Origin of the sequence: Stenotrophomonas maltophilia R551-3 (assembly GCF_000020665.1) — a bacterium.
Lineage (GTDB): Bacteria > Pseudomonadota > Gammaproteobacteria > Xanthomonadales > Xanthomonadaceae > Stenotrophomonas > Stenotrophomonas maltophilia_L.
The window spans coordinates 3,337,872-3,352,874 of sequence record NC_011071.1 but is presented as its reverse complement, the minus strand read 5'-3'; the positions used below and the strand labels follow the sequence as shown (position 1 = coordinate 3,352,874).

The following is a 15,003-nucleotide window of genomic DNA, read 5'->3' as shown; positions in this document are numbered from 1 at the left end:
GGGGATAACTTTAGGGTTGGTTGCGCCAGCACTTGCCGCCATCACCTCTCTGAACCGCACCCGGCCGGGGGCGGCAGCCCCCATCAAGCCCAGCCGGACCGTGGCCGATAAGGGCGCATCCCCCCGTTTTGGATACCCCCATGAACTACTTGAGGAACGTCAGGGTTGCCTGGCGTCTTGGGCTGGGCTTTGGCCTGTTGCTGCTGCTGGTTGCCGCCGTGGTGGCCACCGGCGCCACCGCCAGTGTCGTGCAGAAGCGCGCGATGCAGCAGGTGGTCGACGTCAGCGTGGCCAAGGTGCGCCTGTTGTCGCAGATGCTCGATGCCAACAACCAGATGATGGTGGTGCGCCGCGAGATGCTGATCCGCCAGGGTGAAGACCGTGGCCACGACGAGCAGCGCATCGCTGATCTGGTGAAGCGCTACGAGGCCAGCTGGACCGCCTACCAGGCGCTGCCCAGCGACGCCGACGGCAAGGCCATTGCCGAAACCATCGCCGCCAAGCGTGCCATTGCGCGCCCGCTCAACAAGCAGACCAGCGAACTGATGGAGCAGGGTGACTACCCGGGCGCCGTGGCGCTGACCCTGGGCCCGGTGCAGGAAGCGGCCAATGGCTGGAACAAGGCGCTGTCCGATGGCGTGGACTTTGAGGAGAAGGAAAGCCGTGATGCCGCCGCCGAGGCAATCCGCTTGGGCGAGCGCAGCCTGCTGCAGCTGCTGGTGCTGGGCGGCGTCGCGCTGTTGGTGGGCATCGGTGCCTCGGTGATGATCGGCCGCAGCTTGACCGGTCCGCTGGCCCGCGCGGTGAACCTGGCCGAGCGTCTGTCCAAGGGACTGCTGGACCAGGAGTTCCGCCTTGGTGGCCGCGATGAACTGACTCAGCTGGGTGAAGCCATGGCCAGTGTGCGCCAGAGCGTGCAGGCGGCGATCGGCGCGCAGCTGCAGATGGCCGAACAGCACGAGGCCGGTGCGATCCGCTATCGCATGGACGCCAGTGCATTCCCCGGTGACTTCGGTCGCATGGTGCAGGCCACCAACAGCTTGGTCGAGTCGCACGTGCAGGTGGAACTGCTGATGGCCGAGGTGATGCAGCGCTACGCCATCGGCGACCTCAGCCGTGACCTGCCCGACTACCCGGGCGAGAAGGGCACGCTGACCCGTACCCTGGCCGCAGTGAAGCAGAGCCTGATGGCGATCAACGCGCAGATCGATGAGCTGGCTCGGGCCGCGCGCGCCGGTGATTTCAGCATGCGTGGCGACGCCGCTGCGTTCCAGTACCAGTTCAAGGCGATGGTCGAACACCTCAACGGCATGATGGCCAGTTCGCAGGCCAGCATCGCCGATGTCTCCGACGTGCTGCGCGCGATCTCGCACGGCGACCTGACCGCACGCATGGACGGCGAGTACGACGGAGTGTTCGCGCGCATGCGCGACGACGCCAACACCACCACCGCACAGCTGACCGGCATCGTGCGGGGCATCCAGGTGGCTGCCGACAGCATCAACAACGCGGCGCAGGAATTGGCCGCCGGCAACAACGACCTGTCGCGCCGCACCGAGCAGCAGGCAGCCAATCTGGAAGAGGCTGCTGCATCGATGGAGGAACTGACCTCCACCGTGCGCCAGAACGCCGAGCTGGCGCGTCAGGCCGACAGTGAAGCGCATGCCGCCGGTGCCGCCGTACGCGAGACCGAGCAGGCGATGGCACAGATGGCATCGGTGATGGGCGAGATCGACCAGTCCTCGGCACGCATCTCGGAAATCTCCACGGTGATCGACGGCATCGCGTTCCAGACCAACATCCTGGCGCTGAATGCTGCAGTGGAAGCCGCGCGTGCAGGCGAGCAGGGCCGTGGTTTTGCCGTGGTTGCCAGCGAAGTGCGCACGCTCGCACAGCGTGCCGGTGTCGCCGCCAAGGAGATCAAGGAGCTGATCGAAGACGCCGCTGCCAAGGTGAAGAGTGGCTTGGCGGTGACCGTTGAATCGGAAGCCGCGATCGCGCGCGTGGCCCAGGCCAGCTCGCGAACCACCCAGCTGATGAGCGACATCGCAGCGGCCAGCAAGGAACAGGCCGCCGGTATCGAGCAGGTCAACCAGGTGGTGGTGCAGATGGACCAGGTGACCCAGCAGAACGCCGCGCTGGTGGAAGAAGCCACTGCCGCCAGCCGCGCACTGGAAGAACAGGCGCATGCACTGACCACGTCGGTGTCGGTGTTCAAGGTGGAAGGCGCAGCAGCTTCCGCCGTGACGCGTCGCGCAGCCTGAGCAGACTGCTGAACCCGTGACAGGAATACGGCCGCCCTGAGCGGCCGTATTCCCGTTGCCTGCTCAGACAGGCCGACACACCGCCATCATTGTTCAAGAACACTGCCGAGCATGGCCCCCACCGCATACAGCACGACCAGGGTAGGAGGCATCACCAGCAGGTAGACGGTCGTCCAGGTCTTTCCGGATAGCCACCCACCCATGCCGATGACGTTGAGTGCTGCGGTCTGCAGCATCACCGGCAGCTGCATGAGGATGTAGGCGCTCTTGGGGTCGCTGTTGGCCTGGGCATCGAGCACCAGCCAAGTGGTCAACGCGAGATAGAGTGCGCATACGGCTAGGCCGGTCCAGCTGAGCCAGCGTGACTTGCGCATGCCGCCTTCTCCGTTCCGTGGGGACTACCAGCGTAGCGCCGCGTGCGCCGCCGTGCACTTCCTTGGGCCGAGCCAATGAGTGAAGCTGCAGGCGGGGAGCCGTGCGAAGAAACCTGATGGGTGATCAACGTGATGAATGCAGTGATGCTGCCGGTCGTGATGCTGCCAGGACTGGATGGCACCGGCCTGCTGTCGGCGCACTTCGTAGAGGCGATGCAGGCGCGGGGCATGCAGATGCAGGTACTGCCGATGCCCGCGCAGGGGCCACAGGACTACACCACGTTGGCGTCGACTCTGCGCCCGCGGCTTCCTGCATCTCCCTTTGTGCTGTTGGCCGAATCGTTCGCCGGGCCACTGGCCATCGAACTGGCGGTGGCCGGGCAGCCTGGATTGCATGGGTTGGTACTGAGTACGACCTTCGCACGGCGGCCGCTACCGCTGCCAGCGGCGAGCGCACGGATACTGGCTCCGGCGTGGCCCTTGCCGCCGCTCGCATTGATGGCCCGGTTGTTGCTGGGGCAATGGCGGACGCGCGCGAACCTGCATGAGCTGCGCCTCGCAATCGCGCAGGTGCCGGCTGCAACCCTGCGCCAGCGTGCTGCGGCGACGCTGCAGGTGGACGTTCGTGCACTGCTGCCGGAACTCGTGTTGCCGACGCTGTGCCTGCATGCCCTGCAGGACCGCCTGCTGTGGCCGCCCAGCGTGGCCGAGCTGCAGGCCCTGTTGCCCGATGCCCGCCATGTGTCGTTGGAGGGGGCACATCTGCTGCTGCAGGCGCGCGCCGACGCAGCTGCAGCCGAAGTTGCCGCGTGGATGAGGACGCTGTCGCCCTGATCGACGGGCTCAGCCGCGCGCGCGGGTACGTGCTGCTTTCTTCGCCGCCACCTTGCGCACGGTCTTCTTTGCCGCACGGGTCTTCGCTGCCTTCTTCGCGGCAGCACTACGCGAGGCAGGAGTGCTGGCCTTCTTGGCCACCGTCCTCTTTGTTGCCTTCTTCGCCGTTGTTTTCTTTGCAGCGGTCTTGCTGGCGGCCCTTTTCGCCGGTGCCTTCTTCGCCGCCTTGCGCCCACTGCCGCTGCGCTTGCCACCGCCATCCTGCTTGTTCACCGTGGCCCACGCGATGCGCTCGGCGGTGCTTTCGCTGGCACCGCGCTCGCGCTCGCTGTCCTCGATGTGCTCGGCCTGGCGCTTCTGCTTTTCGGTATAGGCGGACTTGTCACCGCGGGGCATGGCCGGTTCTCCGGTGGGGGCGGGTTCTCACGGTGGGCCTGGCGGCGTTAAGCGCAAGTCCCGCAAGGGTGATCGCACCGGCAAGGTGCCTCGGCTATGCTTGCCGCATGCGAGTCGAGCCCGCCGACATCGAAGCCCTGTTCGACGCCATCCCGGATGTGCTGTTCTTCATCAAGGACCGGCAGGGGCGTTACACCCACGTCAACCAGACCATGCTGCGGCGGCTGGGCCTGCGCGCGCGCAAGGACGTGATCGGGCGCACCGCGGCTGAGATCTACCCGACCGGCCTCAGCGCGGACTATGTCGATCAGGACGCCCGCGTGCTGTCCGGCGAGGTGATCGAGAACCTGATGGAGCTGCACCTGTTCGCCAACCGCGAACCGGGCTGGTGCCTGACCTGCAAACGGCCGCTGGTGGTCGATGGGGCGATCGAGGGCCTGATCGGCATTTCCCGCGACCTTGGCCAGAAGGACAGCCTGGGCACGCAGTACGAGCAGCTGCGGCTGGCGCTGGCCCATCTCAACGCGCACTACGCCGAAAACGTGCGCATGCAGACCCTGCTGGACATCACCGGTTTCTCGCTGTCCAAGTTGGAGCGCAGCTTCCGCAAGGTGTTCCAGATGACCCCGCAGCAGGTGCTGACCCGGCTGCGGATCCAGATGGCCATGCACCTGCTGCACGGCGACGACAGCATCGCCTGCATCGGCCAGGCCTGCGGTTTCAGCGACCAGAGTGCCTTCACCCGCAAGTTCAAGGCTGAAACCGGTTTCTCGCCGCGCGCCTACCGCGCCCGCATTGGTGGCAGTGTCGGCGAGCCGGCGCTGGCCTGAGCCGCCTGCTGCGCTGTGCCTATCCCCGCGGGCATGGGACAGGGTAAGGTGTCGCCCCTGTAGCCCGCCGCCAGCCCTGCCGATGCCCAACTCGATTCCGACCGCTTCGCCGTCCCGCCTCGGACATTCGCTCAAGCCCCGCCAGCTGATCATGATGGGCCTGGGCAGCGCCATCGGCGCCGGCCTGTTCCTCGGCTCGGGCGTGGGTGTGCAGGCGGCCGGCCCGGCGGTGCTGGTGTCGTATCTGGTCGCTGGTGCTCTGGTGATCATCGTGATGAACGCACTGGGCGAGATGGCGGCGGCCAAACCAACCAGTGGTGCGTTCTCGGTATATGCAGCCGACGCCATGGGCGCTACCGCCGGCGCTACCGTGGGCTGGCTGTGGTGGGTGCAGCTGGTGATCGTGATCGCCGCCGAAGCCGTCGGCGCGGCCGGGCTGCTGGCCTCGGTCTGGCCGGTGATACCGGTGCCGATGGCCGCGTTGGCCTTCATGCTGTTCTTCACCGCGATCAACCTGCTGGGAGTGAAGAACTTCGGCGAGTTCGAATTCTGGTTCGCCATCCTCAAGGTGGCGGCGATCCTGGCCTTCATCGCCATCGGCGTGGCGCTGCTGATGGGCTGGCTGCCGCAGGTGACCTCGCCGGGCCTGAGCAACTTCACCGAACACGGTGGCTTCGCCCCGAAGGGCCTGGCCGGGATCGGTGCGGCGTTGCTGGTTGTCGTTTTTGCCTTCGGTGGCACCGAGATCGTGGCCGTTGCGGCGGCCGAGACCGAAGATCCGGAGCGCAGCATTGCCCGTGCCATTCGTACCGTGGCCTGGCGCATCCTGGTGTTCTACATCGGCTCGCTGAGCGTGATCATCGCCGTGGTGCCGTGGACCAGCGAGGCGCTGAAGTCGCCGTTCGCTGCGGTGCTGGATATCGCCCGCATTCCGGGCGCGGGTACGGCCATCACCCTGATCGCGGTGATCGCGCTGTTGTCGGCGCTCAATGCCAACCTCTACGGCGCCTCGCGCATGATGTACTCGCTGGCGCAGCGCCGCGAAGCCCCGGCCGTGTTGGGCTGGACCGACCCGCGCCAGGTACCGGTGATCGCCGTGCTGGCCAGCGTGCTGTTCGGCTTTGCCGCCACGGTGATGGAACTGCTGTTCCCGGATCGGGTGCTGCCGGTGCTGCTGAACATCGTCGGTTCCACCTGTCTGCTGGTGTGGACGCTGTCGCTGGTTTCGCAGCTGGTGCTGCGCCGCCGTGCCGACCGACTGGGTACCCGCCTGCCGTTCCGCATGGCCGGATTCCCGTGGCTGACCGTCTGTGCGCTGGCGATCCTGGCACTGATCTTCGGCCTGCTGCTGAGCGAATCGCACACCCGCCTGCAGTTCCTGTCGATGGTGGCGCTGACTGCCACGATCGCCGCCAGCAGCGCCATCGCACGGCGCATGCGCGAGGCGTGATTGATGTCGCCGGGCATGGCCCGGCGCTACCGATACACCCTGCGCACATGCGGCATGCCATCCTGACCCTATGGGCCGTCAGCGGCCCGTCGACCAGGAGTACCGCATGTTGCGCAGTCGCCCCTTCCTGATGTTCACCGGCCAGGCCGAGCCCGCCCTGGCCCTGTACGCCGAAGCCTTTGCCGACTTCCGCCTGCTGGCCCTGCAACGGCACCCCGAGGGAGCCGGCGCCGGCGTGCCCGGGCAGGTGCGCCAGGCCATCTTCCTGCTCGGCGGCACCCATTACCTGTGCTTTGACAGCCTGGATGTGCACGATTTCACATTCTCGCCGTCGATCTCGCTGTTCGTGGAGTGTTCCGGCGCCGAGCAGTTCGAGCGTGCCGCGCGGGTGCTGGGCGAGGGGGGCCACTGGCTGATGCCGGTGGGTGACTACGATTTCAGCAACCGCTACGGCTGGGTGCAGGACCGCTTCGGCGTGTCGTGGCAGCTGAGCCTGGGGCAGATGCCGGATCCGTGATGCGTTCTGTCGCTGCGCTCGCCGGGCATGGCCCGGCGCTACCGGAAAACAAAAACGGCCCGCTTGCGCGGGCCGTTCTCATTTCCGATGCCGCGATGGCTTACGCCTCGACTTCGTCATCCTTGTAGGCATCGACCGGGATGCAGGCGCACATCACGTTCTTGTCGCCGTACACGTTGTCGACGCGCGCCACCGGCGGCCAGTACTTCTGCAGCTTCAGGCTCGGCAGCGGGAACGCAGCCAGTTCGCGCGGGTAGGCATGGGTCCACTCGCTGGCGGTCACCGCGGTCGCGGTATGCGGCGCGTTCTTCAGCGGGTTGTCCTCGCGGTCCAGGCGGCCGTCTTCGATCGCGGTGATCTCTTCGCGGATCTGGATCATCGCGTCGATGAAGCGGTCCAGCTCATGCAGCGACTCGCTCTCGGTCGGCTCGACCATCAGCGTGCCGGCCACCGGGAAGCTCAGGGTCGGGGCATGGAAGCCGAAGTCGATCAGGCGCTTGGCCACGTCCTCGGCGCCGATGCCGCTGGTCTTCTCCAGCGGGCGCACGTCCAGGATGCACTCGTGTGCCACCAGGCCGTTGCGGCCGGTGTACAGGGTCTTGAAGTGCGGAGCCAGGCGCTTGGCGATGTAGTTGGCGTTGAGCTGGGCGACCTGGGTGGCCTTGCGCAGGCCTTCGGTACCCATCATCGCGATGTACATCCAGCTGATCGGCAGGATCGACGCGCTGCCGAAGCTGGCTGCGCTGACCATACCGACCGGGCCGTGGTCGCCCAGCTTGCCCGGCAGGAACGGCGCCAGGTGCTCCTTGACCGCACACGGGCCAACGCCCGGGCCGCCGCCGCCGTGCGGGATGCAGAAGGTCTTGTGCAGGTTCAGGTGGGAAACGTCCGAACCCCACTTGCCCGGCTTGGCCACGCCGACCAGGGCGTTCATGTTGGCACCGTCGGTGTACACCTGGCCGCCGTGCTTGTGGATGATCTCGCAGATCTCCACCACCTCTTCCTCGAACACGCCGTGCGTGGACGGGTAGGTCATCATGATCGCGGCCAGGCGGTCGCTGTACTTCTCGGCGTTGAGGCGGATGTCCTCGACGTCGACGTTGCCGTTGGCATCGGTCTTGGTCACCACCACCTTCATGCCGCACATCTGTGCCGATGCCGGGTTGGTGCCGTGCGCCGAATCCGGGATCAGGCAGATGTCACGATGGTCTTCGCCGCGCGAGCGGTGGTAGGCACGGATCGCCAGCAGGCCGGCGTACTCGCCCTGCGCGCCGGAGTTCGGCTGCAGGCTCACCGCGTCGTAGCCGGTGCATTCCACCAGCATCGCTTCCAGCGAGTCGATCAGTTCCTTGTAGCCCAGCGCCTGGTCGGCCGGCACCAGCGGATGGATCTGCGAGAACTCCGGCCAGGTCACCGGGATCATCTCGGCGGTGGCGTTGAGCTTCATGGTGCACGAGCCCAGCGGGATCATCGTGCGGTCCATCGCCAGGTCTTTGTCGGCCAGCGAACGCAGGTAGCGCAGCAGTTCGTGCTCGCTGTGGTGGGTGTTGAACACCGGATGGGTCAGGAATTCAGACTGGCGCAGCAGGCCGGCCGGCAGCGCGTCGGCGGTGCTGGCATCCAGTGCGTCCACATCCAGCGAAGCACCGAACACCGAAGCCACGGCCACGATGTCGGCGCGGGTGGTGGTTTCGTCCAGGCTGATGCCGACCGAGTCGCTGTCGATCGCGCGCAGGTTGTAACCGGCGGCACGGGCCTTGGCATGGATCTCTTCGGCGTGCACGCCGGTGACATGCAGGGTGTCGAAGAAGTCGCCACCGACCTGCACGCCAGCCTTGCGCAGTGCCGCAGCCAGGATCGAGGCCAGGCGGTGGGTGCGGCGGGCAATGCGGGTCAGGCCTTCCGGGCCGTGGTAGACGGCATACATCGAGGCCATCACCGCCAGCAGCACCTGCGCGGTGCAGATGTTGGAGGTGGCCTTCTCGCGACGGATGTGCTGCTCGCGGGTCTGCAGGGTCAGGCGGTAGGCCGGGTTGCCCTGCGCGTCGATCGAGACGCCGATCAGGCGGCCCGGCATCGAACGCTTGTAGGCGTCACGGCAGGCCATGAACGCCGCATGCGGGCCACCGAAGCCGAACGGCACGCCGAAACGCTGGCTGTTGCCGACCACGATGTCCGCGCCCCATTCGCCGGGGGCAGCCAGCAGGGTCAGCGCCAGCAGGTCGGTGGCCACCGCCACCAGGCCGCCGCGTGCGTGCACGGCATCGACCAGGGCCTTGTAATCGCCCACCTGGCCGAAGGTATCCGGGTACTGCAGCAGCAGGCCGAAGCTGTCCGCTTCCAGCGCTTCGGCCGGCGTACCCACGCGCAGCACGATGCCCATCGGTTCGGCGCGGGTGCGCAGCAGTTCCAGCGTCTGCGGGTGCACGGCGTCGTGCACGAAGAAGGTGTCCGACTTCGACTTGGCCGAACGCTTGGCCAGGGTCATCGCTTCGGCGGCGGCGGTCGCTTCGTCCAGCAGCGAGGCGTTGGCGATTTCCATGCCGGTGAGGTCGGCGCACAGGGTCTGGAAGTTGATCAGCGCTTCCATGCGGCCCTGCGAGATTTCCGCCTGGTACGGGGTGTAGGCGGTGTACCAGGCCGGGTTTTCCAGGATGTTGCGCAGGATCACGTTCGGCGTGTGGGTACCGTAGTAGCCCTGGCCGATGAAGCTGCGCAGTACGGTGTTCTTGTCGGCGATCGCGCGGATCTTCGCCAGCGCCTGCACTTCGGTGATCGACTCCGGCAGCGCCAGCGGTGCCGGCGACTTGATCTTGGCCGGCACGATGGCATCGGTCATCGCATCCAGCGAGGCGTGGCCGATGACGCCGAGCATCTGCGCGATCTCGGCATCGTTGGGGCCGATGTGGCGCTCGACGAAGGCCGAATGATGCTCGAGCTCACGCAGGGAAGGGGTGTTCTGGGACATGGCGAAGGATCCGTCAGGAAAGGGCACACGCACGGGCACAAGCCGCCGGTCGGCGGTCTGCGGGGCGCCCCTCTGTCCTTTTGCCTGAGAGTTTGAAAGCGCGGCGGACCGCAGCTTCTTGCCCCTTCGGCGCCGGATTGAACCGGTCTCTCCAGAGTTCTGTTACGGGTGGTATCGGGCCTGAGCGATTACGGGCGTTGCGCCTTCGGCAGCGGTGTTCCGCTTCTCCCACCGTGTTGCCCGCCGATTATAGCCCGTTGCGCGCCGGCCGGCCGCTCCCGGGGGGCGCCGCTGCGCCTGAATGGCCGATGGCCCGGCCGTGCGTTTTGTGCATCCGTGCATGGCGCGGGGCGCAATCCCCACCTATGATGAGCGGATACCCGAATTCATCTGGCGCTGTCCCTGTTTCAGGGGACTGGCGCCCGCCGTGCGTGCCGCGCATGGCCCTGCCGGACGCCTCTCCATGACCGCCGCTGTTGCTCCTTCCACCCGCCGCATGGCCCTGCTGCTTGCTGGCCTGGCCATGTTCGGTCCGTTCTCGATCGACACCATCTTCCCGGCGTTCCCGCAGCTGGCCCAGCGCCTGGCGGTGGACGAAGTGGCGGTGCAGCAGACCATCAGCGTGTACCTGCTGTTCTACGGCCTGATGAGCCTGGCCCATGGACCGCTGTCCGACGCCTGGGGCCGCAAGCGGGTGATCCTCGGCGGCCTGGTGATATTCGTCGGCGCCTCAGTCGGCTGTGCGCTGTCCACTGACCTGACCACGCTGCTGGGCTTCCGCGCACTGCAGGGCTTGTCGGCAGGTGTCGGCATGATCGTCGGCCGAGCGGTGATCCGCGACCTGTACCACGGCCATGACGCACAGCGGCTGATGAGCCAGGTGTCGATGCTGTTCGGCATCGCCCCGGCGATCGCCCCGATCATCGGTGGCTGGATCCTGCTCAGCGGCGCTGGCTGGCCGTTGATCTTCTGGTTCCTGGTGGTGTTCGCGCTGGTGCTGCTGGCGGCCACTGCACGCTACCTGCCGGAAACCCATCCGGTCGAGGCGCGCGTGCCGTTGTCACCGCGCGTGCTGCTGCGCGACTACGTTCGCATCGGCTTCAATCCGCGTTTCCTGCGCCTGGCGTTGGCCGGCAGCATCGGCTTCGGTGGCGTGTTCCTGTACATCTCCTCGGCGCCGGTGTTCGTGATGCAGCACCTGCACCTGGGCGAGGGCGGTTTCGCCTGGCTGTTCATTCCCACCATCGGCGGCATGACCACCGGCTCGTTCCTGTCCGGGCGCATGGCCGGGCACAGCAGCCCCACGCGACAGGTCGCCATCGGTTTCGGCCTGTGTGCGTTGTCGGTGCTGCTGAACATCGGCTACGTCGGCCTGGCGCCACAGTTCGCACTGCCGTGGGCGGTGATGCCGATCTTCCTGGGCGGCATGGGCATGGCGCTGATCTTCCCGATCCTGGCGCTGGCGGTGCTGGACATGTATCCGCACCAGCGTGGCCTGGCGTCCTCGCTGCAGGCCTTCGTGCAGCTGATGATCAGCACCGTGGTGGCCGGCGTGGTGTCGCCGCTGCTCAGTGCCAGCCCGCTGCACCTGGCACTGGGCCAGGCCGCGTTCTTCGGCGCCGGCTTCGTGTTCTGGTACTGGGAACACCAGCGCGAGCGCGCGGCGCAGGCAGCCTGCACGGGCCATTGAGCAGCGCGCAGGGGTAGGGCGGACGGGGATGCCGGCACATCCTTGCAGCCGCGGACAACCGGATTAGGCTGGGCATTCCAGCCAGCCGGTGCGTGGATGCACGACAGCCAGCCAATCCGATGTCGTCGCATGAGGTACCCCCATGGCTGCGCAGCAGACCTACCGCCTGTTCGAGGTGGCGCTGAAGGAGCGCCGCGTTCTTTCCCCTTCCCTGGACCGCATGGTGTTCACCGGTGCCGACGTGGCGCGGATGAAGACCGAAGGCCCGGACCAGCGGATCAAGGTGTTCTTCCCCTTGCCCGGCCAGGAGGTGCCACAGGTGCCCAGCGGCGAGGACTGGTATCCGCGCTACCGGGCCCTGCCTGATGAGCTGCGGCCGCCGATGCGCACCTACACCATCCGCCAGCTGCGCGCCGAGCAGGGCGAGGTCGACGTCGATTTCGTCATCCACGGCGTGACCGGACCCGCTTCGCGCTGGGCCATGCATGCACGGCCGGGCGACCGCGTCGTGCTGCTGGCCCCCGATGCCGACTGTGCCGACAGCAGTGAAGGTTGGGAATGGAAGCCACCGGCCAGTGTCGGTCAGGTACTGCTGGTGGCCGATGAAACGGCGTTGCCTGCGGTGGCGGGCATTCTCGAAGAACTGGCGGCCATGCCTGATCCGCCGCGCACGCTGGCATTGCTGGAAGTGGCCCAGGCCGGCGATGCGGTGCCGTTGAAAGCGCCGGGCACGGCCGAGCTGGTGTGGTTGCCGCGTGGGCAGGCCGCCTATGGCCAGCCGCTGTTGCAGGCGGTCCAGGAACGGCTGGCAGCGACCTCGAGCGTGGCCGATGGTGATGCTTTGGACGAGATCGACGTCGATGCGCAGATCCTCTGGGAGCAGGCCGATGCCAGCGTGGCCGGACCGCTGTATGCCTGGGTGGCCGGCGAGGCGGGTGCGGTGATGGCGATCCGCCGCCATCTGGTGCGTGACTGCGGACTGGACCGCCGCGCCATCACCTTCATGGGCTACTGGCGGCACGGAAAAGTGCTGGACTGAGCGGGGCGTGAAGCGGTGCTGCGGGCGGGGTGCGTTATCCTTGCGCCCCCCTCGCAGCGGTACCGCACCATGTCCACCAGCTCCAAGATCCGCCGCGACCAGCGCCGTCGCCAGGAAAAGCAGGCCGCCAACAAGGCAGCCGCGCAGGCCTCGCCGGTGGAGCCGCATGCCGAACTGCGCGATGCGCAGCGCACCCTGCTGGCCGGTGTCGTGCGCCGTGACGGCGAATGGGTGCTGGGCATGGATGGCCGCATCGCCGGCCAGAGCGAGAGTGCTGCCCAGGTGCTGGCCCTGATCATGCAGGCCGGTGAACTGCACGAACGCAACGGCACGCCGGTGCGCCTGGTGTACTCGGATGCACTGCGTGATGCTGCGCAGGCCGAAGCGAAGGAGAAGGGCCAGTCCTTCGAGGAATTCAAGGCCGAGCTGGCCGCCGCGATGGCCGCGAAGAAGAACAGCTGACAGGCATTTCGGTAGAGCCGGCCGCTGGCCGGCTGCCCGTTGGGTCTTCATCGCGCGATTGCCGGTCAGCGGCCGGCACTACCAGAAAGGGGCGGATCCTCGCGGATCCGCCCCTTTTTTCATTTCGCCGCCGGGGCCGCGTTGGCCTGCCAGCCGCACATCTGGCCTTCGTTCTGCTGTTTCAGCCATTCGTTGACCGGGCTGAAGTACTCGATCATCGGGCCGGCATCGAGCTTGTCGGTACCGGTCAGCTCCTTCAGTGTGGCCTGCCACGGCTGGCTGGCACCCTTGCTCAGCATCGCCCAGTACTTCTGGCCGGCTTCCTTGTTGCCGTAGAAGGTGCACTCATGCAACGGGCCCTTGTAGCCGGAGGCATCGCACAGGCCCTTGTAGAACTGGAACTGCAGGATGCGCGCCAGGAAGTAGCGGGTGTACGGGGTGTTGCCCGGCACGTGGTACTTCGCGCCTGGATCGAAGAACTCCTCGCCTCGCGTGCTTGCCGGGGCCACGCCCTGGTACTTGGCCTTCAGGTCCCACCACGCCTTGTTGTAGTTGTCGGCGGTGATGGAGCCATCGAACACGCCCCAGCGCCAGCGGTCGATCATCAGCCCGAACGGCAGGAACGACACGCCCGACAGCGCCATGCGCATCTGGTTGTTGATGACCGCCTCGCGGCTTTCGGTCGGCGCATCGACCAGGCCGATCGAGCTGAGGTACTTGGGCGTCATCGCCAGCACGATGGTGTCACCGATTGCTTCATGGAAGCCATCGTTGGCACCGCCCTGGAACAGCGGCGGCAGCGGGTTGTAGGCCAGGTCGTAATAGATGTGGCCCAGCTCGTGGTAGATGGTGGTGAAGTTCTCTTCGTTCGGCTTGATGCACATCTTGGTGCGCACATCGCCTTCCATGTTCATGTCCCAGGCACTGGCGTGGCAGACCACGTCGCGGTCATCGGGCTTGATGAACTGGGTTTTTTCCCAGTAGGACTGCGGCAGCGATGGCATGCCCAGCGACACGTAGAAGTCCTGCGCGCGCTCGGTCATCTGCTTGGCGGTGCGCAGTTCGGCCTCGCGCTGCGCCTTGTACTGCGCCGCTACGTTGGCATCCTTGCCGGCCTTGGCCAGCGCCGCGCTCAGATTGGTCTGGTACTGCTTTTCAAGCGCAGCGGTGATGTCCAGGCTGCCGGCACCCGGGTACGGTTCCAGCTGGTCCCACAGGTTCGACCAGTCCTGCTGCCACATGTTGCCCAGCAGGTGCGCGGCGATCAGGCCGTTGCCCACTTCGGCCTTGTCCTTGCCGTAGGTTTTGTCCAGCTTGCCGCGTGCATAGCAGTGCAGCTGCTCGTACATCGGCTTGACCTGTTCCCACAGGCGGTCGGTTTCCGGGCCGATCTGCTCCGGCGGCATGTCGTAGCCGCTGCGCCACATCTGCCCGGCATCGGTGAAGCCCATGCCCTTGGCACCTTCGTTCACCAGGCCGACAAACTTCTGGTAGTCGCCGCGCATGCTCTTGGTGGTGCTGTGCCAGCCCTGCCAGGCGTCGAGCTGCTTGTCGTAGTCGCGGCTGCGCGCCAGCACCTGTTCCAGTTCGCCCAGCTGGCGGCAGGAGTTCGGATCGTTGGCATCGGTGCAGTACTTGCCGGCGCCGTAGCTGCCTTCCATGCGGGTGGCGATCTGGGTCAGCTCGGCCAGCTTGGCCGGGTCACGCGGTGCCGGCATCGAGGACATCAGCTTCAGCAGGTGGATCGCGCGCTTGCTGTCCTCGCTCATCGGCTTGCCATCGAACCTGGCGGCCTGTTCGATCCAGCTGTTGAGCTGGGTCAGCGAGCGCTCGTTGGCCTTGGCCGCGATGCGTTCCGAATCACTGTTGATGTAGGTGGAGGACAGCCATTGCGCCGAGGTCATCTCCGGGTAGGCGGCCTTGAATTCGGCATTGATGCGGGCCACGAACTGGTCGGCGGTTTCGCCGGCCGGGGCGCTGCTGCTGGCGGTATCGGTGCCTGGCGCAGCTTCCTTCTTGCAGGCGGCCAGGGCCAGCGTGGCGGCGGCGATTGCCGAGGCCAGCAGGAGATGACGGTGTTTCACGGGCGATCCTTGGGTGGTGAACGACGGCCGAAGGCTAGTGGGCAGTCGCCGCCACCGCAAGTGGCGGAAGTCGGCCGGGCGGCGCCCGGCACCCG

The 15,003-nt window shown here is 66.7% G+C and carries 12 protein-coding genes and 1 riboswitch; of the genes, 8 read left to right on the top strand and 4 right to left on the bottom strand.

Features of this window, described 5'->3' with window-relative positions; all coding sequences use genetic code 11:
- Positions 1 to 140 precede the first annotated feature (140 nt).
- On the top strand, positions 141 to 2,264 hold the full coding sequence (locus tag SMAL_RS15295; protein WP_012511831.1) for a methyl-accepting chemotaxis protein: 2,124 nt from the start codon (positions 141 to 143) through the stop codon (positions 2,262 to 2,264).
- 86 nt (positions 2,265 to 2,350) lie between these two features.
- On the opposite strand, the gene SMAL_RS15290 is transcribed toward SMAL_RS15295, so the two are convergent.
- Positions 2,351 to 2,638, bottom strand: a complete 288-nt coding sequence (locus tag SMAL_RS15290) for a hypothetical protein (RefSeq protein WP_012511830.1) — start codon at positions 2,636 to 2,638, stop codon at positions 2,351 to 2,353.
- Between the two features lie 132 nt (positions 2,639 to 2,770).
- On the opposite strand from SMAL_RS15290, the gene SMAL_RS15285 reads away from it, so the two are divergent.
- On the top strand, positions 2,771 to 3,472 hold the full coding sequence (locus SMAL_RS15285; RefSeq protein WP_012511829.1) for an alpha/beta fold hydrolase: 702 nt from the start codon (positions 2,771 to 2,773) through the stop codon (positions 3,470 to 3,472).
- A 9-nt stretch (positions 3,473 to 3,481) separates the two neighbouring features.
- On the opposite strand, the gene SMAL_RS15280 is transcribed toward SMAL_RS15285, so the two are convergent.
- Positions 3,482 to 3,868: a hypothetical protein gene (locus tag SMAL_RS15280; RefSeq protein WP_012511828.1), complete on the bottom strand. Its 387-nt coding sequence runs from the start codon at positions 3,866 to 3,868 to the stop codon at positions 3,482 to 3,484.
- 107 nt (positions 3,869 to 3,975) lie between these two features.
- Between SMAL_RS15280 and SMAL_RS15275 the strand changes: the two genes are divergently transcribed.
- The 3 genes from SMAL_RS15275 to SMAL_RS15265 all read left to right on the top strand — a co-directional run bounded on the left by SMAL_RS15275 (position 3,976) and on the right by SMAL_RS15265 (position 6,665).
- Positions 3,976 to 4,698 carry an AraC family transcriptional regulator gene (locus SMAL_RS15275; RefSeq protein ID WP_012511827.1) on the top strand — a complete coding sequence of 241 codons (723 nt, stop codon included), beginning with the start codon at positions 3,976 to 3,978 and terminating at the stop codon, positions 4,696 to 4,698.
- 82 nt (positions 4,699 to 4,780) lie between these two features.
- Positions 4,781 to 6,148, top strand: coding sequence for an amino acid permease (locus SMAL_RS15270; protein WP_006383524.1), 1,368 nt, complete (start codon positions 4,781 to 4,783; stop codon positions 6,146 to 6,148).
- A 106-nt stretch (positions 6,149 to 6,254) separates the two neighbouring features.
- Entirely contained in the window at positions 6,255 to 6,665 is a 411-nt protein-coding gene (locus tag SMAL_RS15265; RefSeq protein WP_012511826.1) for a VOC family protein, read from the top strand.
- Between the two features lie 100 nt (positions 6,666 to 6,765).
- Here the strand turns inward: SMAL_RS15265 and gcvP are convergent, their stop codons facing one another.
- Positions 6,766 to 9,633, bottom strand: a complete 2,868-nt coding sequence (gene gcvP / locus SMAL_RS15260; RefSeq protein ID WP_012511825.1) for an aminomethyl-transferring glycine dehydrogenase — start codon at positions 9,631 to 9,633, stop codon at positions 6,766 to 6,768.
- Between the two features lie 62 nt (positions 9,634 to 9,695).
- A riboswitch (glycine riboswitch) is annotated at positions 9,696 to 9,798 on the bottom strand.
- A 298-nt stretch (positions 9,799 to 10,096) separates the two neighbouring features.
- On the opposite strand from gcvP, the gene SMAL_RS15255 reads away from it, so the two are divergent.
- The 3 genes from SMAL_RS15255 (at position 10,097) to SMAL_RS15245 (ending at position 12,824) form a co-directional block, all read left to right on the top strand.
- Positions 10,097 to 11,323, top strand: a complete 1,227-nt coding sequence (locus SMAL_RS15255) for a multidrug effflux MFS transporter (protein ID WP_012511824.1) — start codon at positions 10,097 to 10,099, stop codon at positions 11,321 to 11,323.
- Between the two features lie 142 nt (positions 11,324 to 11,465).
- Entirely contained in the window at positions 11,466 to 12,362 is an 897-nt protein-coding gene (locus tag SMAL_RS15250) for a siderophore-interacting protein (protein WP_012511823.1), read from the top strand.
- Positions 12,363 to 12,431: 69 nt separating this feature from the next.
- A complete protein-coding gene (locus SMAL_RS15245) occupies positions 12,432 to 12,824 on the top strand; it encodes a hypothetical protein (protein WP_012511822.1) in 393 nt (130 codons plus the stop codon).
- A gap of 119 nt (positions 12,825 to 12,943) precedes the next feature.
- Here the strand turns inward: SMAL_RS15245 and SMAL_RS15240 are convergent, their stop codons facing one another.
- Positions 12,944 to 14,908, bottom strand: a complete 1,965-nt coding sequence (locus SMAL_RS15240; protein WP_012511821.1) for a M2 family metallopeptidase — start codon at positions 14,906 to 14,908, stop codon at positions 12,944 to 12,946.
- Between the last annotated feature and the right edge of the window lie 95 nt (positions 14,909 to 15,003).

Coding starts and splice junctions, on each gene's coding strand:
- SMAL_RS15280 (WP_012511828.1), bottom strand. CDS start 3,868: ATGCCCCGCGGTGACAAGTCCGCCTATACCGAAAAGCAGAAGCGCCAG.
- SMAL_RS15255 (WP_012511824.1), top strand. CDS start 10,097: ATGACCGCCGCTGTTGCTCCTTCCACCCGCCGCATGGCCCTGCTGCTT.
- SMAL_RS15265 (WP_012511826.1), top strand. CDS start 6,255: ATGTTGCGCAGTCGCCCCTTCCTGATGTTCACCGGCCAGGCCGAGCCC.
- SMAL_RS15285 (WP_012511829.1), top strand. CDS start 2,771: ATGAATGCAGTGATGCTGCCGGTCGTGATGCTGCCAGGACTGGATGGC.
- SMAL_RS15250 (WP_012511823.1), top strand. CDS start 11,466: ATGGCTGCGCAGCAGACCTACCGCCTGTTCGAGGTGGCGCTGAAGGAG.
- SMAL_RS15275 (WP_012511827.1), top strand. CDS start 3,976: ATGCGAGTCGAGCCCGCCGACATCGAAGCCCTGTTCGACGCCATCCCG.
- SMAL_RS15290 (WP_012511830.1), bottom strand. CDS start 2,638: ATGCGCAAGTCACGCTGGCTCAGCTGGACCGGCCTAGCCGTATGCGCA.
- gcvP (WP_012511825.1), bottom strand. CDS start 9,633: ATGTCCCAGAACACCCCTTCCCTGCGTGAGCTCGAGCATCATTCGGCC.
- SMAL_RS15245 (WP_012511822.1), top strand. CDS start 12,432: ATGTCCACCAGCTCCAAGATCCGCCGCGACCAGCGCCGTCGCCAGGAA.
- SMAL_RS15295 (WP_012511831.1), top strand. CDS start 141: ATGAACTACTTGAGGAACGTCAGGGTTGCCTGGCGTCTTGGGCTGGGC.
- SMAL_RS15270 (WP_006383524.1), top strand. CDS start 4,781: ATGCCCAACTCGATTCCGACCGCTTCGCCGTCCCGCCTCGGACATTCG.